At 77.6% G+C, this 19,327-nt stretch carries 17 protein-coding genes and 1 tRNA gene; 7 read left to right on the plus strand and 11 right to left on the minus strand.

The genetic code is table 11. The annotated features are described in order from the left end of the window. Positions 1 to 37: 37 nt before the first annotated feature. The 4 genes from J3P29_RS04835 to J3P29_RS04850 all read left to right on the plus strand — a co-directional run bounded on the left by J3P29_RS04835 (position 38) and on the right by J3P29_RS04850 (position 2,579). Positions 38 to 463: a sigma factor gene (locus tag J3P29_RS04835; protein ID WP_210491901.1), complete on the plus strand. Its 426-nt coding sequence runs from the start codon at positions 38 to 40 to the stop codon at positions 461 to 463. Then, positions 460 to 723: a hypothetical protein gene (locus J3P29_RS04840; protein ID WP_210491902.1), complete on the plus strand. Its 264-nt coding sequence runs from the start codon at positions 460 to 462 to the stop codon at positions 721 to 723. The genes J3P29_RS04835 and J3P29_RS04840 overlap by 4 nt, the downstream gene beginning before the upstream one ends. Before the next feature lie 141 nt (positions 724 to 864). After that, a complete protein-coding gene (locus tag J3P29_RS04845; protein ID WP_349239765.1) occupies positions 865 to 1,311 on the plus strand; it encodes a MarR family transcriptional regulator in 447 nt (148 codons plus the stop codon). Beyond that, positions 1,308 to 2,579, plus strand: coding sequence for an MFS transporter (locus J3P29_RS04850; protein WP_210491904.1), 1,272 nt, complete (start codon positions 1,308 to 1,310; stop codon positions 2,577 to 2,579). Before J3P29_RS04845 ends, J3P29_RS04850 begins: the two co-directional genes overlap by 4 nt. Positions 2,580 to 2,650: 71 nt before the next feature. On the opposite strand, the gene J3P29_RS04855 is transcribed toward J3P29_RS04850, so the two are convergent. The 3 genes from J3P29_RS04855 to trkA all read right to left on the minus strand — a co-directional run bounded on the left by J3P29_RS04855 (position 2,651) and on the right by trkA (position 8,193). Beyond that, positions 2,651 to 5,248, minus strand: a complete 2,598-nt coding sequence (locus J3P29_RS04855) for an HtaA domain-containing protein (protein ID WP_210491905.1) — start codon at positions 5,246 to 5,248, stop codon at positions 2,651 to 2,653. Between the two features lie 117 nt (positions 5,249 to 5,365). Further along, positions 5,366 to 6,856, minus strand: a complete 1,491-nt coding sequence (locus J3P29_RS04860) for a TrkH family potassium uptake protein (protein WP_210491906.1) — start codon at positions 6,854 to 6,856, stop codon at positions 5,366 to 5,368. Beyond that, positions 6,853 to 8,193 carry a Trk system potassium transporter TrkA gene (gene trkA / locus J3P29_RS04865; RefSeq protein WP_210491907.1) on the minus strand — a complete coding sequence of 447 codons (1,341 nt, stop codon included), beginning with the start codon at positions 8,191 to 8,193 and terminating at the stop codon, positions 6,853 to 6,855. Before trkA ends, J3P29_RS04860 begins: the two co-directional genes overlap by 4 nt. A gap of 79 nt (positions 8,194 to 8,272) precedes the next feature. Between trkA and J3P29_RS04870 the strand changes: the two genes are divergently transcribed. Then, positions 8,273 to 9,610 carry a cation:proton antiporter gene (locus J3P29_RS04870; protein WP_210491908.1) on the plus strand — a complete coding sequence of 446 codons (1,338 nt, stop codon included), beginning with the start codon at positions 8,273 to 8,275 and terminating at the stop codon, positions 9,608 to 9,610. Between the two features lie 4 nt (positions 9,611 to 9,614). Here J3P29_RS04870 and J3P29_RS04875 read toward each other — a convergent pair whose 3' ends face one another. From J3P29_RS04875 to J3P29_RS04910, 8 genes are all read right to left on the minus strand, one after another. Next, the gene (locus J3P29_RS04875; protein WP_210491909.1) at positions 9,615 to 11,225 is read right to left on the minus strand and encodes a cobyric acid synthase; all 1,611 of its coding nucleotides are present in this window, start codon (positions 11,223 to 11,225) and stop codon (positions 9,615 to 9,617) included. 49 nt (positions 11,226 to 11,274) lie between these two features. Continuing rightward, complete coding sequence (locus J3P29_RS04880; protein WP_210491910.1) at positions 11,275 to 12,093, minus strand: M23 family metallopeptidase; 819 nt, start codon at positions 12,091 to 12,093, stop codon at positions 11,275 to 11,277. Positions 12,094 to 12,250: 157 nt separating this feature from the next. After that, positions 12,251 to 13,216 (minus strand): CobD/CbiB family cobalamin biosynthesis protein, encoded by a 966-nt coding sequence (locus J3P29_RS04885; protein ID WP_210491911.1) that lies wholly within the window; start codon positions 13,214 to 13,216, stop codon positions 12,251 to 12,253. After that, complete coding sequence (locus J3P29_RS04890; protein ID WP_210491912.1) at positions 13,213 to 13,830, minus strand: histidine phosphatase family protein; 618 nt, start codon at positions 13,828 to 13,830, stop codon at positions 13,213 to 13,215. Before J3P29_RS04890 ends, J3P29_RS04885 begins: the two co-directional genes overlap by 4 nt. After that, on the minus strand, positions 13,827 to 14,465 hold the full coding sequence (locus tag J3P29_RS04895) for a TetR/AcrR family transcriptional regulator (protein ID WP_210491913.1): 639 nt from the start codon (positions 14,463 to 14,465) through the stop codon (positions 13,827 to 13,829). The genes J3P29_RS04890 and J3P29_RS04895 overlap by 4 nt, the downstream gene beginning before the upstream one ends. A gap of 84 nt (positions 14,466 to 14,549) precedes the next feature. Next, positions 14,550 to 14,636: transfer RNA gene (locus tag J3P29_RS04900), tRNA-Ser, on the minus strand. Between the two features lie 53 nt (positions 14,637 to 14,689). Beyond that, positions 14,690 to 15,910, minus strand: a complete 1,221-nt coding sequence (locus J3P29_RS04905; protein ID WP_210491914.1) for an aminopeptidase — start codon at positions 15,908 to 15,910, stop codon at positions 14,690 to 14,692. A gap of 166 nt (positions 15,911 to 16,076) precedes the next feature. After that, positions 16,077 to 16,514: an Ohr family peroxiredoxin gene (locus J3P29_RS04910; RefSeq protein ID WP_210491915.1), complete on the minus strand. Its 438-nt coding sequence runs from the start codon at positions 16,512 to 16,514 to the stop codon at positions 16,077 to 16,079. 117 nt (positions 16,515 to 16,631) lie between these two features. Between J3P29_RS04910 and J3P29_RS04915 the strand changes: the two genes are divergently transcribed. Then, complete coding sequence (locus J3P29_RS04915; protein WP_210491916.1) at positions 16,632 to 17,306, plus strand: metal-dependent transcriptional regulator; 675 nt, start codon at positions 16,632 to 16,634, stop codon at positions 17,304 to 17,306. A 143-nt stretch (positions 17,307 to 17,449) separates the two neighbouring features. Beyond that, positions 17,450 to 19,276, plus strand: coding sequence for a glycosyltransferase family 39 protein (locus tag J3P29_RS04920; RefSeq protein ID WP_210491917.1), 1,827 nt, complete (start codon positions 17,450 to 17,452; stop codon positions 19,274 to 19,276). Positions 19,277 to 19,327: the final 51 nt, after the last annotated feature.

The following is a 19,327-nucleotide window of genomic DNA, read 5'->3' on the forward strand; positions in this document are numbered from 1 at the left end:
CGGTCACACGGAGGGGCCCTCGTGCGAAGAGGGGGCCATGAACGAGATGCGCACGTGGGACGATCGGCGCCTCCTGGCCGACCGCGAGCGGCCCGGCGAGTCGTTCGCCGTCTTCTACCGCCGACATGCGACGAGCGTGCTGGCCTTCTACGCCCGCCGGGGCGTGGACGCGGCGAAGGCGGGCGAGCTCACCGCCGAGACCTTCGCGGCGGCGCTCGAGGACCGATACCGCTTCCGTTCCGACCGGCCGTCGGCCGCCTCGTGGCTGCACGCCATCGCCACCTGCAAGCTCAGCTTCCGGCAGGAGGCCGACGGCACCGCCGCGGTCCGCCGCCTGGGCGACGCGCCCATCCCGCTCGACGACCGCGACCGGGCGGAGTACGACGCCCTGCCCGGGAGCGAGCACGACGTCCTCGACGTCCTCGCCTACCGCCCCCGCCGGACGCGGATGCACGCCGCATGAGCGCCGACATGGCCGCCGATCCCTGGATCCGCGTCACGCCGCGGCGGCGCCCGGAGCCGCCCCGTCCCGCCGGCCCCGCCCCGGCCCGCTCCGCCGAGATCCTGCCGCCCGTCCCGGCCACGCCCGAGGCCGGGGACCCCGTCCCGATGCAGCACTACGTCGACGAGCTCGAGCGCCGGCTGGTGCGCGCCGCGGAGCGGCAGGCCACCGGCGGCTGGGGGCGGCGCGCCTGGCGCGCCGTCCGGCGCGGGCAGCACTAGCTCCGCCGCGGCCCGGCCGCGGCGCCGTCGTGTCCCCTCGTGCGGCCCGGCCCCCTCGGCCGGGTCGCCAGCCCCTGTCCGGAGGCGGAAAGTTCGCTACACTAATTACCTGTGCGAACGACTTCTGCGTCTCCGGCCGCCGTGCCCACCGCCCCGGACCTGGCCGCCCACCTGCGGCTGGTGATCGCCCGCTCCGCGCGCCGCCTGCGCCAGGAGACCACGGGCACGCTGGGCCCCTCGCTCGGCGGCGCGCTGGCCACCATCGACCGCCACGGTCCGCTCACCCCGAGCGAGGTCGCCGCGCGCGAGGGCGTCCAGCGCCCCTCCGTCACCCGGATGCTGGCCCGCCTGGAGGACGAGGGGCTCGTCGTCCGCGAGCCCGATCCGCACGACCGCCGCTCCTGCCTCGTCCGCACCACGCCGGACGGCACGCGCCACCTGGAGGAGGTCCGCTCGCAGAAGGACGCGTTCCTCGCGCGGCGCCTGGAGGCCCTGGGCGACGACGAGCGCGCGGTGCTGGACCGCGCGGCCACCCTGCTCGAGCGGCTGCTCGAGGACCCCGACCCCGAGGAGGACGCCCGCCCTTGACCCGCGCGCTCCACCGCACCTTCGACTCCCTGCACGTCCCGAACTACCGGCGCTACTTCGCCGGCCAGGTCGTCTCCGTCAGCGGCAACTGGATCCAGAACGTCGCCTCGATGTGGCTGATGGTCAAGCTCACCGGCGACGGCCTCGCCGTCGGGCTGACCGCAGCGCTGCAGTTCCTCCCGCTCATGCTCTTCGGCGCCTGGGGCGGCCTGCTCGCCGACCGCGTCGACAAGCGGCGGCTGCTCATCGCCACCCAGGTCGGGCTGACGGTCCCCGCGCTCGTGCTCGCCGCGACGACGTTCGCCGGCGTCGTGACCCCGGCGGTCATCTACGCGATGGTCTTCCTGCGCGGGACCGCCATGGCGATCGACAACCCCGCCCGGCAGGCCCTGCCGATCGAGCTCGTCGGGCCGGACCGGGTCGTCAACGCGGTGGCGCTCAACAGCGTCGTCATCCAGTCGGCGCGCATCATCGGGCCGGGCATCGCCGGCGCGCTGATCGCCGTCGTGGGCATCGCCTGGTGCTTCGTCGTCGACGCGCTCTCGTTCGTCGCGATGATCGTCGCGCTGTGGCGGCTGGACCCCGACGCGATGGGTACCGCGCCGCGCCGCGGCCGCGAGCCGGGCGCGCTGCGCGAGGGGCTGCGCTACGTCGCGGGGCGCCCGCACCTGCTCATCCCGCTGGGGATGATGAGCGTCGTCGGCCTGCTGGCCTACAACTTCCAGATCGTCCTGCCGCTGATGGCGCACGACACGTGGCGCGGCACCGCCACCACGTTCACCGTGCTGACGATGACGATGGCCGTCGGGTCCGTCGTAGGGGCGCTCGTGGCCGGCAACCGCCGCGAGATCCGCCCCCGGCTGCTCGTCGGGGCCGCCACCCTGTTCGGCGCCTTCCAGCTCGCCGCCGCGTTCGCCCCGACGCTCGGGCTGCAGATCGTCCCGCTTGTCCTCCTCGGCATGGCGTCCGTGACGTTCTCGGCCGGCGTGAACTCGACGCTGCAGCTGCAGGTCGACCCCGCGATGCGCGGCCGCGTCATGGCGCTCTACTCGCTCGTCTTCCTCGGCTCGACGCCGATCGGGGCGCCGCTCGTCGGCTGGATCGCCGGCGCGGCCGGGCCGCGGGTCGGCATGGCCGTCGGCGGGGCGTCGGCCCTGCTGGCCGCCGCGGGCGCCGCGTGGGCGTACCGCGCGGCCGCGCGACGGCACGGCGCGGGCGCCGACCGCGGCGCCGCGCCGACGGGCGTGCGCGTCGCCCGGCACGCGTAGCGGCGGCCCGGCGAGCGCCCGCCCGGGCCGGCGCCGACGCGGACGACGGGATGCCGGGCAGGCGCCGCCGGTCAGCGGGCGTCGAGCGTCACCGCGATCGGGTCGAGGACCTGGCCGGCCCGCCAGAACCCGCCGAAGCTCGGGACCGCCTCCTCCACCAGCGTCGGCACGACGCCGGACAGCGACACCGCGCCGCCCGCCGTCGCGCGCCCGGCGGTCCGCAGGTCGAGCGTCGCGATCCGCGTGCGCGCCAGCGTCCCGGGCTTGCCGAACAGGTCCGAGCGGACGGCGCCCTCGAGCGTGCCGACGTCCCCGTCCAGCAGCAGGGTCGGGTCCTGCACGGTGATGAAGAAGAAGTGCCCGGGGTAGTTGAAGCGGATCCAGCCGCGCGCGGCGATCCGTCCCGTACGGGTCGCGGGGTCGTACGTCGACTCCGTGGCGGCGAAGCGGAACGTGTCCTCGGCCGCGACGTACCGCGCGCCGTCCCCGGCCTCGAGCGGCGGCTGGCCGTCGCCGCCGCGCACGTAGCGGCGGAACGACGACTGGAACCCCCAGGAGAGCGTGCCGATCTCGCGCACCGGCCCGCCGTCGGACGCGGGCGCGCCCGGTGCGGCCGCCGCCGTCGGGGCCGTGGTGGTGACGGTCGCCCCCGGGGTGCCGGCGGTCCCGGCCCGCCGGGCGGTGCTGCGGGCGCGCAGCGCGACGGTGCCGTAGCGCCCCGCGCGCAGGCGGGTGGTGCCCAGCCGGGCGCGCAGCTCGCGCGTCGCGGTCGCGGTCAGGCGCAGCGTGGCGGTGCGGAGCGCCGCCCGGCCGGACCACGGGTTGACCACGCGACCGCGCACGCCCGTGGCGGTGAAGACCGTCAGGCGCTCCGTCCCGACGCGGGCGGTGACGCGCACGCGCGTGCCGACCTCGGCGCGCACGTCGCGCAGCACGACCCGCCGGGTGCGTCCGCCGGCCGTGCGGCGCAGGACGACGGCGCCCGCGGCGTCGGCCCGCGCGAGCGTCCCGATCCGGCCGCCGCGGACGGTCAGCCGGACGCGCCCGCCCCGCGTCGTCGCGGGCCGCGTGGCGGTCACCCGCACGCCGGCGGCGCGCAGGGCCCGGGCGGCCGGCGCCGCGGCGCGGCGGCGCAGGTCGAGCGTGCCGGCGGTCAGCGTCGCCGCGCGGGCCGCCGTGGGCGGCACCGGCGCCACGACGGTCGTCACGGTCTCGAGCGGCCCGGCGGCGACGGGTGCGGGCGCATCCAGACCGGCCGGGGCGGCGGGGTCCGGGGCGCGCGTGTCGCGGCGGAAGACCTGGGTGCCCCAGGTCCCGGCGGGCGTCAGGCGAGTGGCGGCGGAGACGAACGCGACGTACCGCCCGTCGCCGCTGATCTGCGGGGCGGTGGCCGCCGCGTCGGTGGTCTCCTCGGCGGCGCCGAGCGTGGCGCGCTCGATCCGCGGGCCGAGCAGGTCGCGCACGAAGACCTGGTCGTGCGTGGCGCCGGCGTCGGCGTCGAGCGGGCGCAGGTCCGCGGGGGCGACGAACGCGACCTTCGTCCCGTCCGCCGACAGCGCCGCCGCGTAGGCCGACCCCGCGGGACGCCCCGCCTCGTCGACGACCACGGCGCGCAGCGTGCCGTCGGCCGGGTCCAGGACGTAGACCTGCTGGTCGTCCGCGTGCGCCTCGGGCACGCCCGCCAGCCGGGCGGTGCCCGGGTCGCTGCTGCCGACGAGGATCCGGGTGCCGTCGGCGCTCAGCGCCTGCGCGGCGGCCGCCCCGGCGAAGCCGGCGTCGTACGGCCGGCCGTCGGGCCCGACCGACACGCGGCGCGGTCGCGACGCCTCCTCGCGCAGGTCCACCGCGAACACGCCGTTCGGGCGGTCGGAGGGTTCCCGCGTCGTGTCCGCCAGGCCGTCGAGGTCGCCCGCGCGGCTCGAGAAGACCGCGGTGCGTCCGTCGGCGCTGAGCGCGACGCTCTGCGCCGAGTAGTCCGCCGGGCCGCCGTCCGGGCGGGCGTCCAGCAGCCGCTGCGCGCCCGCCGCGCCGAGCGGCCGGTCCAGGTCCCGCACGACCGCGTGGGCGTACGCCCCGAGCGCGGCCGCGCCGGGCACGAGCTGGGTGACGTAGGCGACCAGCCGGCCGTCGCCGCTGACGGCGAGCGTCGAGGCCGCGCCGCCGACGTCGTCCACGGTCCCGTCCGTGACGAGCTCGTTCGTCCCCGTCTCGACGTCGTACCGGTAGACGTCGGCCGTGCCGTCCGTGTCCGCGGGCACCAGGCCCTCGTTCGTGCGGAAGACGACGTAGCGGCCGTCCGCGCTGATCCGCGGGGCGGTGGCGCGCTGGGTCGCGGGCGCGCACCCTTCGGTGGTGCAGCGCGTGCTGATCCGCCGCGTCGTCCCGCGCTGCAGGTCGCGGACGTAGAGCAGGTCGACGGTGCCGCTGACGGCCCCGGGCGCCAGGTTCCGCGCCCGCGACAGGAAGGCCACGCGCCGCCCGTCCGCGCTCATCGCGGGCGCCGTGCTCTGGGCGTCGCCGAACGGCGCGCGCGCCGGGGATGCGTCGTCGCCGCGCGAGACGACGACGCTGCGGTCGTCGGTCCCGGCGGCCGTGGCGGCCGGGGCGGCGGCGCCGGCGGCGGCGAGCGCGACGAGCAGGACGAAGGGGACGCGGCTGGGTGACGGCACGGCGGACTCCGGTTGGGGTCGACGCAGGCCGACCCAAGGTCTTCGGGCACCCGAACTTAGGGTACCCGAAGACGACGTGCGGCGTGGACGCCGTCCCGCCCCCGCCGGCCGTCGGGGTCAGCGCGCGCGCCAGAGCCCGCGCGTGAACAGCGCGAGCACGGTGAACAGCTCCAGGCGGCCGAGCAGCATGAGGAAGCTCAGGCCGAGCAGGCCGCCGTCGGGCACCGCGGCGTAGGACTCGGCCCCGCCGAGCGCGCCGAGCGCCGGACCGACGTTGAACATGCACGCCGCCGTGCCGGAGAACGCCGAGAGCAGGTCGAAGCCGCACGCGGCCAGCAGCGCCGTGCCCGCCGTCAGCGCCACGAACGCGACGGCCATGAAGCCGAAGGCGGCGCGGACGGCGTCGTCCGAGACGGGCTGGCGCCCGATCCGCACGACCACGATGCGCTGCGGCGTGATCTGGCGCTGCACCTCGGCCCGCACGCCGCCGAAGATCGTCATCCAGCGCCGCACCTTGAAGCCGCCGGTGGTCGACCCGACCATCGCGCCGGACGCCGTCGCGATCAGGACGAGCAGCCGCGCCTCGTCGCCCCACAGGTCGGGGTCCGCGGTGGTGAAGCCCGTGCCCGTCGTGATCGAGGCGGCGGTGAAGATGCCGTCGAGGACCGTGCCGGGCGCCTCGCTGCCGTTCGCGCCGACCACGAGCAGCACGCCGACCGCCAGCACGAAGAGCACGTAGGCGCGCAGCTCGGGCCCGTGGACGCCCAGCCCGCGGCGCGTCACCAGGCGCCACCAGATGACGTAGGAGACGCCCGACGCCAGCATCAGCGCGGTCAGCACGACCTCGACGCCGGGGGAGTCGAACGCGCCCGCGGACGCGGTGCGCGTGGAGAAGCCGCCGGTCGAGGCGACGGACATCGCGTGGTTGACGGCCTCCCACGGGCTCAGCCCGACGGCCAGCAGCGCCAGGAGGGCGATCAGCGTCACCGTCAGGTAGATCAGGGCGGTGATCCGCACGGTGTCGCGCATCTGCGGCGCCACCGTCTCCTCCGTCGCGCGGCTGGCCTCGCCGAGCAGCACCCGGCGGGCCGCGCCGCCCGCCGCCGGCGCGATCGCGACGAGCAGGACGACCAGTCCGACGCCGCCGATCCAGTGGGTCAGCGAGCGCCAGAGCAGGACGGCGTGGGGCTGGCCGTCGACGTCGAGCAGCGCGGTCGCGCCGGTCGTCGTGATGCCGCTGGTGCCCTCGAAGATCGCCTCGGCCAGGCGCGGCGTCGCGCCGCTCAGGAGCAGCGGCAGCCCCGCGAAGAGGCTCGTCAGCGTCCACGTCAGCCCGGCGGCCATCAGCCCGTCGCGGCCGGTGGGGGAGGGCATCGCGCGGCCCACCCAGGTGCGGGAGAGGAGCGCCGCGAGCACGCCGGCCACGGCGGCGGTGATCGCGAAGGCCCCGGCGGCCCGTCCCTCGATCAGGCCGGTGACCGTGCAGACGAGCGCCGCGAGCGCGAGCGCCAGGCTGGCCGCCGTCAGCGCGCGGCGCGTCAGCGGACCGACGCGGGCGCCCAGGCGCGGCCCTCGGAACGCCGGCAGGGTGCGGGCGATGGCGCTCACCCTTCGAGCGCCGCGCCGAGCTTCTGCCCGCCGTGGCCCGTCGCGAGCACGAGGGCGATGTCCCCCGGCTCGTAGCGGTCCACCTGGCCGGGGTACAGGACGTCGTCGCGGCGGACGAGCGCCGTCAGCGCGGTGTCGTGCGGCAGCGACGCCGCGACCGGCCGGCCGCAGAGCTTCGTGCCGGGCGCGATGCGGTACTCGAGGGCCTCGAGCCCGTCGGCGATCAGCGTGCTCTTCTGCGCGCCGCTGCCGCGCGACGTGCGGATGATGCGCTCGGCGGCGGCCAGGCGCGGGGCGACGATGCCGTCGACGCCCAGCGCCTCGGCCAGCGGCGCGAACTCCTCGCGCGAGAGGACGGCGAGGACCAGCCCGACGTCCAGGCGGTCCGCGTGCGTGCAGGCGAGCAGCGTGGCGCGGTCGTCGGCGGCGCACGAGACGAACGCGTCGCAGGCGTCGACGCCGGCCTCGCGCATCGCGGCCTCGGACGCCCCCTCCTCCCACAGCACCTGGATGGCCCGGTCGTCGAGGACCTCGGCGGCGTCGCGGGCGCGGCGCTCGTCCGGCTCGAGCAGCACGACCTCGCGGCCGTGGGCCGCCAGGCGCTGGGCCAGGCCGACGCCGATCAGCCCCGCGCCGAAGACGGCGACGCGGTCGACCTTGCGCGCGTTCGGGTCGATCTCGCGGCAGGCCTCCTTCAGCTGCTCGCGCGGCGCGACGATGACCAGGTGGTCGCCCGGCAGCGGGGTGGTGTCCTTCGTCGCCAGGTGCACGCGGCCGTCGCGCAGCAGCGCGCCGACCTTGGAGTGGGTGGCGTGCGGACGGGTCGAGACGGCGCGCCGCGCGGCGGGGGAGGCGTCGGTGACCAGGCACTCGGCCAGCGACAGGCGCTCGTCGGCGAACGACTCGACGCGCACGGCCCCGCGCACCCGCAGCGCGGACTCCAGGTCGCCCACGGCCGCGAGCTCGGGGGAGACGAGCAGGTCGATGCCCAGCACGCCGCTGGCGGTGTCCTCGCCCTCGGGGTAGTAGTCGGCGTCGCGCACGCGCGCCATCGTGCGGCCCGCGCCCTGCTCGCGCGCCAGCAGGCACGAGAGGAGGTTGGTCGCGTCGCTCGCGGTGACGGCGACGAACAGGTCGAAGTCGCCGGCGCCCTGCGCGGCCAGGTCGCGCGGGCTCGCGGCGTCGGCGCGCTCCAGGCGGACGTCCAGGCCGGCCCGGGTGCGGCGCACGAGCAGGTCGCGGTCCTGGTCGAGCACCACGACCTCGTGGCCCTCGCGCGAGAGCCGGCCGGCGAGCGACCAGCCGACCTCTCCGGCCCCGACGATCATCGTGCGCATCCGCCACACGATGCCGGACGCGCCGGGCGGACGGGCCGCCGCCGGATGGCGCGAGCCCGCCGCGGGTATCCGGGCCCCGGTGCCGCCGCTCCCTGCCGCCCTGTCCACGCCGATCGCGCCGCTGGCGTCCGAGCCCGGGTTCCACCCGGGCGAGATCGGCGTGCTGGTCTACCTGCTCGCGGGGATCGGCGTGCTCGTCGCCACGGTCGCGCTGAGCAACCAGGGCGGCCGCACCTACACGTCCGCCCTCGTCTACCTGGGCGTCGGTCTGCTCGCCGCGGTCGCGATCCCGCTCGTCGGCGGGACGCCGCTCGATCCGATCGCGGACGCGTCGGTCGTCGAGCACCTGACCGAGGTGGCGGTGATCATCGCGCTCTTCGGCACGGGGCTGGCGGTCGACCGGCCGTTGCACTGGCGAGCGTGGACGCACGCGGCCCGGCTGCTGCTCGTCGCGATGCCGCTGACGATCGCGGCGATCGCCGTGTTCGGCGCCACCGCGATGGGCCTCTCGCTCGGCGCGGCGATCGTGCTCGGCGCGGCCGTCTCGCCGACCGACCCGGTGCTGGCCGGCGACCTGGGCATCGGGCCGCCCGGCGAGCCGGACGACGAGGACGCGAGCTTCGCGCTCACCGCCGAGGCGGGGTTCAACGACGGGCTGGCGTTCCCGTTCATCATGGCCGGCCTGCTCGTCGCCCACCACGGCGACGACGGCGGCGTCCTGACGTGGGCGGCGGCCGACGTGCTGTGGGGCCTGGGGCTCGGCGTCGTGGTCGGCGGCACCCTCGGGTGGGGCGCGGCGGCGCTCGTCCGTCGGATCCGCGACCGCGGCTACATGCGCGAGTACTTCGACGCGTGGGTCTCGCTCGGGGTCGTGCTCACGGTCTACGGGGTGACCGAGGTCGTCGACGCGTACGGGTTCGTCGCCGCGTTCGTCGCCGGGATCGGCTTCCGCGCCTACGAGCGCGGCCACGAGATGCACGAGGGCGCGCACCGCGGCGCCTCCGTCTTCGAGCGCTTCGGCGAGCTGGCGGTCGTCCTGCTCGTCGCGTCGTCGCTGACGTTCGACGGCCTGGCCGTGCCCGGCGTGTCGGGGTGGGTCCTGATCGCCCTCGTCGTGCTCGTCATCCGGCCGGCGGCGGGGCTGATCGGCCTGATCGGCACCCGCATGCCGCTGCGGGAGCGGGCGTTCGTGGCGTTCTTCGGCGTTCGCGGCGTCGGGTCGCTGTACTACGCGAGCTTCGTGGTGGGGGCCGCGGTGCTGCCCCGCGAGGAGGCCGCGACGGTCCTGTGGACGGTCGTCGGCCTGGCCGTGGTCTCGATCGTCGTCCACGGCCTCGCCTCGGAGCCGGCGCGGCGGCGCCTGCAGCGGCGCAGCACCGGCGCGCCGGGGTCGCTCGGGGCCGCGTCCGCGGACTGACCCGTCAGCCGGCGAGCGGCCCGCACGCGAGCGTCGGCAGGCCCGCGGGCACGCCGTCCTCCAGCAGCCGCAGCAGCGCGGCGGTGTCCAGGTGCTCGGCCACGAGGTCGCCGAGCACGTCCAGGCGGCGCTCGCGGACGTCGGCGAAGCGCTCGGGCCCGGGGCGGTGCGTGCGGCCCGCCCGGCGCGCCGCCCACGTCAGGACGGCCGTGCGTGCGTCGTCGTGCTCGAGCAGGCCGTGCCACGACGTGCCGGCCACGGCGCCGACGACGCAGCCCTCGTCGGTCGCGTCGGGCTCGCCGGGGGCGGGCGGCACGGCGTCGCCGCGCAGCAGCGGCGCGCCGCCCGCGCGGCGCACGCGGCCGTGGCGGATCTCGTAGCCGCCGGCGGGCAGTCCGGCGCCCGCGGCGTCCCCGAGCGCGCCGTCCGCCCCGACGGCGAGTCGGCCCGTCCGGCGGCGGGTGATCTTCTCGGGCGCCATCCGGGTCTCGACGGGCAGCAGGCCCAGGCCGGGCACGGTGCCGGTGCCGGTCTCGATGCCGTCGTCCTCGATCTCGCGGCCGAGCATCTGGTAGCCCCCGCAGACGCCGAGGACGGGGCGGCCCGCGGCGGCCCGCTCGGTCAGGACGCGGTCCAGGCCGCGCTCGCGCAGGTCCTGCAGGTCGGCGACCGTGGCCTTGCTGCCCGGGATCACGACGAGGTCGGCGTCGCGCAGCGCGTCCGGGTCGCGGGTCACGCGCAGGTCGACGTGCGGCTCGACCGCGAGCGCGTCGAGGTCGGTGAAGTTGCTGATCCGGCGCAGCGCGACGACCGCGACGCGCAGGGCGTCGCCCTCGCGGCGCCGGTCGAGCGTGCGCAGCGCCAGCCCGTCCTCGGCCTCGAGCTCCAGGCCGTCGGCCCACGGGACGACGCCGAGGACGGGTCGGCCCGTCAGGCGCTCCAGGTCGGCGACGCCGGGCGCGAGCAGCGCGGGGTCGCCGCGGAACTTGTTGATGATCGTCCCGGCGACGTGCGCTTGGTCCGCGGGGTCCAGCAGGGCGATCGTGCCGTAGTGCGCCGCCAGGACCCCGCCGCGGTCGATGTCGCCGACCACCACGACGGGCAGGTCGGCGTCGCGTGCCAGGCCCATGTTCACGAAGTCGCCGGCGCGCAGGTTGATCTCGGCCGGGCTGCCGGCGCCCTCGCAGATCACGGCGTCGAAGCGGCCGCGCAGGTCGGCGAGGCTCTCCAGGACGGCGCCGCGCAGCTCGTCCCGCATCCGCCGGTAGTCGCGCGCGCCGGCGGTCCCGTGCGGGCGGCCGAGGACGACGACCTGGCTCATCCGGTCGCCCGTCGGCTTGAGCAGCACGGGGTTCATGACCGCTTCGGGCTCGATCCCGGCGGCGGCCGCCTGCACCGCCTGCGCGCGTCCGAGCTCGAGCCCGTCGGGCGTCACCGCGGCGTTCAGCGCCATGTTCTGGGCCTTGAACGGCGCGACCGAGACGCCCTCGCGGCGCAGCCAGCGGCAGATGCCGGCGGTCAGGAGCGACTTGCCGGCGTCGCTCGTCGTGCCGGCGACGAGCAGGGCGCCGCCGGGGGCGGCGGGGTCGGCGGGGCGGACGCGCGGCGCGGGCACGCGGTGATCCTGACGGACGCGGCGGGCGGCGCGCGATCCGGCGCCGGGCTCAGGCGCGGACGGCCTGCAGGGCGGCGGGGAGCGGCACCGGGGCGCCGTCGTCGTCGGTCAGGCCGGCGAAGGTCAGCGGCAGGCCGGCGGCGAGCAGCGGCCGGGGGCGGTCCATGAGCTGCAGGTGCAGGTGCGGCTCGGAGGAGCTGCCCGAGCTGCCGCACGCGCCGATCGGGTCGCCCGCCGCCACGCGGTCGCCGGGCCGCACGGCGACGGATCCCCGCTGCAGGTGGGCGAGGACGGCGAAGACGCCGTCCCCGAGCTGGAGCACGACGTGGTTGCCCATCAGGCGGCCGGGGCCGCCGAGCTCGCGCAGCGCGGACGAGGCGTAGAAGCGCAGGAGCCCGGGCCACGACGCGAGCGACGGGTGGTCGGGCGCGCCGTCCCGCACGCGCACGACGGTGCCGTCGGCGGGCGCCAGGACCGGACGGCCGAAGCCGGGGGAGGCGTCCGCGGGACGCCGTCCGGGCCGCCACGTCAGCCGCGGCGCGAAGTCGCCCTCGGGCACGTGCAGCAGGTCGATCGCGTAGGTCTGCCCGTAGGCGTGCAGGCCGTGGCTGGGGACGCGGTCGGCCGGCGAGTTGAGCGCCACCCAGCGGCCCGCGACCGGCGGACGCAGGACCGTGACCGGGGCGTGCGGGGTGCCGACCCGCAGGTACAGGGCGTAGCCGACGACCGCGAGCCCGAGCCCGGCGGCGAGGACCGCCCCGACCCCGGCCACGGCGCCGACCACCACGAGGGCGACGCCGAGCAGGCAGAGGGGGATGCGCAACCGCGCGGCGATCCGTCCCGTCGTCCCCACGCGCACCGGCGGCATGGGCGCGACGCTACTACGGCAGGCGGCCGGAGGCGCCAAACACGCGCCGACACGCCAGGATCCCCCGGCCCAGGCCCAGGCCCAGGCCCCGCCCCCGGCCCCAGCTCCGGCCCCGGCCCCGGTGCCCCGGCGGCACCGGCGGCCGCCGGGCGGCGCGTCAGCCGCGGGACGGCCGCGTCGCCGCGACGGACGCCGCCCCGACCGCCGCGAGCCCGCCGACCCACAGGGACAGCCGGGCCGCGCGCTCCAGGTCCGCGGGCGTCGGGGGACGGCCGGCCGTCCCGTCGGGACCGCCGCCCAGGACGGGCCGCTCCTCGACGCGCTCGCCGTAGACGTTGCGGCCGCCCAGGCGCACGCCGAGGGCGCCCGCGAACGCCGCCTCCACGCGGCCCGCGTTCGGGCTGGGATGGCGGGCGCCGTCGCGGAGCCACGTCCGCAGCGCCCCGGCCGCGCTGCCGCCGACGGCCGGCGCGGCCAGGACGGTCAGCGCCGCGGCGGTGCGCGCGGCGGGCCAGCCGCCGACGTCGTCGGCCCGCGCCGCCGCCCAGCCGAAGCGCTCGTGGCGCGGCGACCGGTGACCGACCATGGCGTCCATCGTGTTGAGCGCGCGGTGCAGCGCGACGCCGGGCGCGCCGAGCACGGCGCCCCAGACGAACGGCGCGACGACGGCGTCCGAGGTGTTCTCGGCGACGGACTCCAGACCGGCGCGGCTCAGGCCGGCGGCGTCGAGGGTCCGCGGGTCGCGGCCCACCAGCGTCGGCGCCAGCGCCCGCGCGCCGTCCAGGTCGCCCGCGGCCACGCGCGCGCCCAGGTCGCGGCCCGCCGCGGCCAGGTAGCGGCCGCCGAGGGCCGCCCACGTCACCGCGCCGGTCAGCGCGGCCCGGGCGGCGGGGCGGTCCCGCAGGGCGCGGTCGGCGAGCAGGACGGGGCCCGCGCCCAGCGCCGCGCCGGCGGCGGCGTAGGCGACGCCCGCGCGGCGGTCGTCGCGCCAGATCCGTCCCTCGAGCGCCGTCATCGCGGTGCCGAAGAGCGCGACGGGGTGCCCGCGGCGCGGGTCGCCGAGCGCGCGGTCGGCGGCCCAGCCGGCGAGCAGCCCGGCGGGCACGGCCCAGCGGCCGCTCACGCCGGCGCCCCGGCGGCCCGGGCGGCGCGCAGCTCGTCGCGGGGCGGCGTCCAGTTCGCCCGCACCATCCGCCAGCGCCCGTCGTGCGCGTGCAGCTCGGTGAGCGACCCGGGCGCCACGTCGATCCGCCACGCGGCCCCGGCCGGCGCGCCGAGGGCGACCGCGATGGCGGCGCGCACGACGCCGCCGTGGGTGACGGCGACGAGCGGCCGCTCGTCCGCGGCGCGCTCGGCCAGCCAGGCGCCGACGCGGGCGGTCAGCGCCTCGAGCGACTCGCCGCCCGGCGGGGCGAAGGCAGGGTCGGTCATCCACGCGACCACGGGCTCGGGGTCCTCGGCGTGCAGGTCGGCCAGCACGCGGCCGGTCCAGTCCCCGAACGACGCCTCGCGCAGGCCGGGGTCCTCGGCGGCGTCCGGGCGCCCGAGGGCGGCGGCGGTCTCGGCGCAGCGCCGGGCGGGGGAGCGGCGCACCGCCGCGCGGGCCGGCAGGTGCGGCACCAGGGCGGCGGCCTCGGCCCGGCCGCGGTCGTCGAGCGGCTCGTCGTCGCCGGGGAACGCCGCGGCGCGCACCGCGGCGGTCGTGCCGTGGCGGACGAGCAGCAGGCGGGCGGTCACCGCGCGTCGCCGACGAGGATCGGCACGAGGTGCTGGCGGACGAAGCGTCGCAGCGCCTCGGGGTCGTCGACGGGCAGCGCGGTCTCGGGGATCGAGCAGAGCGAGATGCCGACGCGGGCGAGGATCTCGGCGACCGCGTCGACGTCCATCGGGCGCAGGCGTCCGGCGTCGATCGCGGCGCGCAGGAAGACGCCGACGAACTGCCGGCACAGGCCCAGGACCGTCGCGCCGTCGAGGGTCAGGCGGCGGATCAGGTCCTCCGGCTCGGTCTCGCGCAGGCGGGCGAGCAGGGGGTGCGTCCGCGCCGCGACGATGGCGCGCGCGAAGCCCTCGACCAGCTGGTCCTCGACGTCGGTGATCGTGACGATCGCCGCCCCGATCGCGCCGAGCTCGATGCGCACCTCGCGCAGCAGCGCCGCGGCGACGAGCCCCTCCCGCTGCGGGAAGCGCCGGTAGACCGTCATCCGTCCCACCGCCGCCCGGCGGGCGATGTCGTTGACGCTCGTGCGGCGGATGCCCGTGCTGCGGAAGCCCTCGGCGGCCGCGGCGAGGATGCGCTCGCGGACGGCGTCGTGACCGATGCGGTCCGGCGCCAGCGCGTCGGCGATCAGCTCCTGGGCGGGCGGGGTGGACATCGGGGACGATGATGCCACTCCACCGGGCGCCCGGTGGTCCCGTACGACGACGGCCGCCCGGAGGGACGGCCGTCGCGCATCAGGCGGAGAGAGGGGGATTCGAACCCCCGAACGAGTTTCCCCGTTACACGATTTCCAGTCGTGCCCGTTCAACCGCTCCGGCACCTCTCCTGGGAGACGGACAGGGTACCGGGCCGCGCCGCACGAGGCGGCGCGGGGTGGCGCTACTGCCAGGCGCCCGCGACGAGCACCGGCGTCTCGGTGCCGTCGGCGGCCACGCCGATCGCCGTGACCTCGGGCGACCCGACCATGAAGTCCACGTGGATGGCCGAGCGGTTGGCCCGCGGGTGGTCGGCCTCGTCCTCGACGCACATCAGGTACGACGAGCCGAGCGCCAGGTGGCTCGCGGCGTTCTCGTCGAGCAGCGTCTCGTGGAAGACCGTGCCGGTCTGGCCCACGCGGCCCTCGCCGTCCACGAGCGCCAGCTCGCCCAGGCGCTTGGCGCCCGCGTCGCGCTGGATCCAGCCGCGCAGCACGTCGGCGCCGGTGGTCGCGTCGACGCGCACGACCTCGCCGCCGCGGAACTCCACCTCGATGCCGTCGACGGTCGTGCCGCCGAGGGTCAGCGGCTTCGTCGCCCGCACGACGCCGTCGACGCGCGCGGGGTCGGGGGTCGTGAAGACCTCCTCCGTCGGCACGTTGGCCTGGTGCAGGATGCCCCCGGCGGTCTCCATGCCCGCGGCGATGAAGCGCGAGCTCGGCAGCAGGCCGACGGTCAGGTCGGTGCCGGGGCCGACCAGGCGGATCGCGTCGTGCCGTGCGGCGTTCAGGCGCGCCGCGCTGGCCTGCAGCTCGGCGGCGCGGGCGGCCCACGCGGCGACGGGGTCGTCCTCCAGCCGCAGGACGGTGCGCAGGTCGGCCTCGAGCCGGCGCAGCGCCTCCTCGCGCGGCAGGTCGGGGAAGACGAGCGAGGCCCAGCCGGCGTTCGGCGCCGGGACGACGGTCCAGTTGAGCGCGCGGTCGTTGATGACCTGCGAGGTCTCCTTCAGCGCCGGCAGCTGGTCCCGGCCGATGCGGGCGGGGTCGATGCCCGCGAAGACGCCCGGCTGGACCTGGCCGACGAGCGAGATGTTGGCCGCGCGCGCCTCGCCGAGCGCGAGCATGCGGGCGCCGAGCCACGGCGGCACGACGTCGAGCGTGTCCTCGGCGGCGTGCTCCAGGCGCGCGCGCTTGACGAGCGGGTCGAACCAGGCGACGTCGACGAACGACGCGCCGGCGCGGTAGGCCTCCGCGGCGATCGCGCGCACGACGGGCTCGTGGCCGCCGACCTGGCCGCTGACGGAGACGACCTGGCCCGGCTGGACGTTCGCGCCGATCCGCACCGCGAGGGCGGCGAGGCGGGCGAGCAGGTCGGGGTCGGGCTGGAGCGCCTGGGCGTCGGTCATGCGCCCACGCTAGCGCGCGGACGGCGGGCCCCCGGCGCGGCTCGCGGCCTGGCCCCGCGGGACGGCGGGCGGCGCCGCACCCGTCCCGCGGGGTCGGGTGCGGCGCGCCCGCCGGGTGCGACGGGGCCCTGCCGCTCGTCGGCCGCCGGACGGCGGCCGGACGGGGTCAGGCCTCGACGGCCTGCCCGTTGGCGGTCAGCGTCGTCTCGACGTTGCCGCGGGTGGCGCGGGAGTAGGGGCAGACGCCGTGCGCGTCGGCGACGATCTTCTTCGCCGTCTCGTCGTCGACGCGGGGGAGCGTCACGTCGAGGGCGGCGCGCAGCCCCAGCCCGCCGGCGGCCTTGCCGATCTCGACGGTCGCGTCGATGGAGACGCCCGACACGTCGGTGTCGCCCGCGACGCCCGCGATCGCGCCCTCGAAGCACGCGGCCCAGCCGACGGCGAACAGCTGCTCGGGGTTCGTGCCCGCGCCGTCCTCGGGGCCGCCGAGCGCCGGCGGCTTGTCGAGCTGGACGTCGAGCTTGCCGTCGTCGGTGCGGCCGGCGCCGTCGCGACCACCGGTGACGGTGGCCTTCGCGGCGTAGACGGGCTTGAAGCTGGCCATTGCTGCTCCTCGGTCGAGGGGATGGGTCGCCTGCGACGGTAGCGAGCGTCCGGCGGCGCCCCGCTGCGGCGCGGGATGCGCCCGCGCGCGGCGTCGCCGCTCGCGTAGGCTGGCCGCATGGCCCCCGCGCCGGCCCCTCCGCCCTCGACCGCCGTCGAGGACTACCTCAAGGCGGTCTTCGCGCTCGAGACCCGCCTGGGCGGCGCCGTGCCCACGACGGCGCTCGCGGGCCGGCTGGGGATCACGCCCGGGTCCGTCTCGGCGATGCTGCGCCGCCTGGCCGACCTGGGGCTGCTCGAGCACGAGCCGTACCGCGGCGTCGTGCTGACGGAGGCGGGGCGCAAGGTCGCGCTGCGGACGCTGCGCAACCACCGCCTGCTCGAGCTGTTCCTCGTCGAGGTGCTGGACGTGCCGTGGGACCGGGTGCACGACGAGGCCGAGCGGCTGGAGCACGCGCTCTCGGACGACCTGGCCGAGCGGATCGCGACGAAGCTCGGCCACCCCGAGTTCGATCCGCACGGGGACCCGATCCCGGACCGCGAGCTCGAGCTCGCCGAGCCGACGACGCGCAGCCTGGAGGACCTGGACGTCGGCGACACCGCGCGCTTCGTCCGGGTGTCGGACGCCGATCCGGCGATGCTGCGCTACCTGGCCGACCGCGGCATCACGCCGGGCGTCAGCCTGACGCTCGCCGACCGCCAGCCGTTCGGCGGCCCGCTGTCGGTGCGGCTGGGGGAGGAGACCCACGCGCTCGGCCCCCAGCTCGCGCAGGCGATGCGCGTGGCGCTCTAGCCGCGGGGCCCCCTCGCGGCCCGGGCACGTCGGACGGGGCGAGCGGGCGGTCGACCGCGGGCGGGGCCCGGTGGCGCGGTCGGCCGGGCGGCGTGCGGGGAAGTGAGACACGCCGTTCGGCGCATCCGTAGGGTGCCGGTGCGATGTCCCGTCCCCATCCCGCGGACGCCCCGTCCGCCGCGCGCCGCCCGTCCCGGGGCCGCGCGTCGCTCGACCGCCTGCGGGCGCACGGGCCGCACGTCCCAGTCCTCGTCGGCCTGGTCGCCGTGGGCCTGCTGCTGCGGCTGTGGGCGCTGGGGCAGAACCTGCCGCTCGTCTACAACATCGACGAGAGCGCCCGCTTCGTCCCCGACGCCGCCACGTTCTTCTCGCACCGGCTGGGCTACCGCGAGCTCGTCAACCCCCCGGGGCTCATGGGCCTGCTGGCGGTCGTCGACGCCGCGTGGTTCGGCGTCCACGGCACGACCCCGCGCGAGGCGCTGCTGCGGGACCCGGGCCAGGCGTACCTGGTGGGCCGGGTCGTCGTCGCGCTGCTGAGCACGGCGGCGATCCCCGTGCTGTACGCGGCGGGCCGTCGGCTCGTGGGGCAGACCGCCGCGCTCGTGGCCGCCGGCCTGCTCGCCGTGGCGTTCCTGCCCGTGGCCTACTCCCGTCTGGCCCTCTCCGACGGCCCGACGCTGCTGTTCCTGGCGCTCGGTCTGCTCGCCGGAGCGTGGATCCTGGAGGACGGCCGCACGCGCGGCTACGTGCTGGCCGGGATCGCGGTCGGCCTGGCGGCGGGCTTCAAGTACAACGCCGGCATCGTGGTCCTCGTCGCGCTGGCCGCGGCCCTCCTGCGGCTGAAGGGCGACGGCCCCCGCCGCGTCGTGGGGCGGACCGCGCTGCTGGGGATCGTCGCCTTCGTCGCGTTCGCCGTCGCCGACCCGTACGTGCTGCTCGACCCGCACGAGATGTGGCGGGCGATCCAGTACCAGCAGGCGTGGGCGTCCGGCGGCCGCTACGTCGGCGAGCCGATGACCAGCGGCTGGGCCTTCTACGCCTGGGCGGCCACCTGGGGCGTCGGCTGGGCGCCGCTCGTCGCGGGCGTCGTCGGCGCCGGCCTGCTGGCGTGGCGCCGCCCGCGCGTGGCGGTCCTGCTGCTGCCGCTCGTCGTGCTGTACCTGGCGATCATGGGCGGACAGGACCGCTTCTTCGCCCGCTGGCTGCTGCCGGTCGTGCCGGTGCTCTGCCTGACGGCGGGCTTCGCGGTCGCCCAGGCCGCGGCGCTCGTGCGTCGGCGCGGGGCGCGGGTCGCGCTGGTGGCCGGGCTGGCGGTCGGCCTGGCGGCGCAGTCGCTCGTGCACTCCGCCCACTCGGTGGCGGTCGTGGGGCGGCAGGACACGCGCACCGTCCTGCGCGACTGGATGGTCGAGCACGTGCCGCCGACCTCCGGCGTCGTGCTGGAGTCGATGTCGCCCGCGGCGTGGATGCCGACGTTCGACGGTGCCGAGGAGTACTGGAGCCTGCGCCGATGGGCGATCTACCACGCGATCCCCGAGGTGCGCCGCCGGGAGGGACGCCGCCACCCGCAGCTGCGGGTGAAGGCGGGCTTCTCGTCCTGGGTGAACGTCCTCTATCCGGGGCTGCTGGACGTCTTCGAGCGCTACGGCTACTGCTACGTCGTCGCCGGCTCCTACCAGGCGGGCCGCGCGGCCCGCACGCCGGAGCTGGTGCCCGAGGCGGTCCGCTACTACCGGGAGCTGCAGCGCCGCGGCACCCTCCTGTGGCAGGTCTCGCCCTTCCGCACCCCGTCCCCGGACGGCCGCCCGTGGGGTCCGCTCGACGCGCCGGTCCCCTACCAGATCGACCGCCAGGCGACGACCTACGAGCTGGACTACGAACGCCCCGGCCCGATCGTCTCGGTCTACCGGCTGCACGGCGGCCGCTGCGCGGCGGCCGACCCCGTGGTGCCGAACGCGCCCTGGCGGTAGGTCGGGGGGCGGGCATGCTCGGTGGCGCCGGCCGGGCCGTGGCGGGCGTCG

Source organism: Patulibacter sp. SYSU D01012, from assembly GCF_017916475.1.
GTDB lineage: Bacteria > Actinomycetota > Thermoleophilia > Solirubrobacterales > Solirubrobacteraceae > Patulibacter.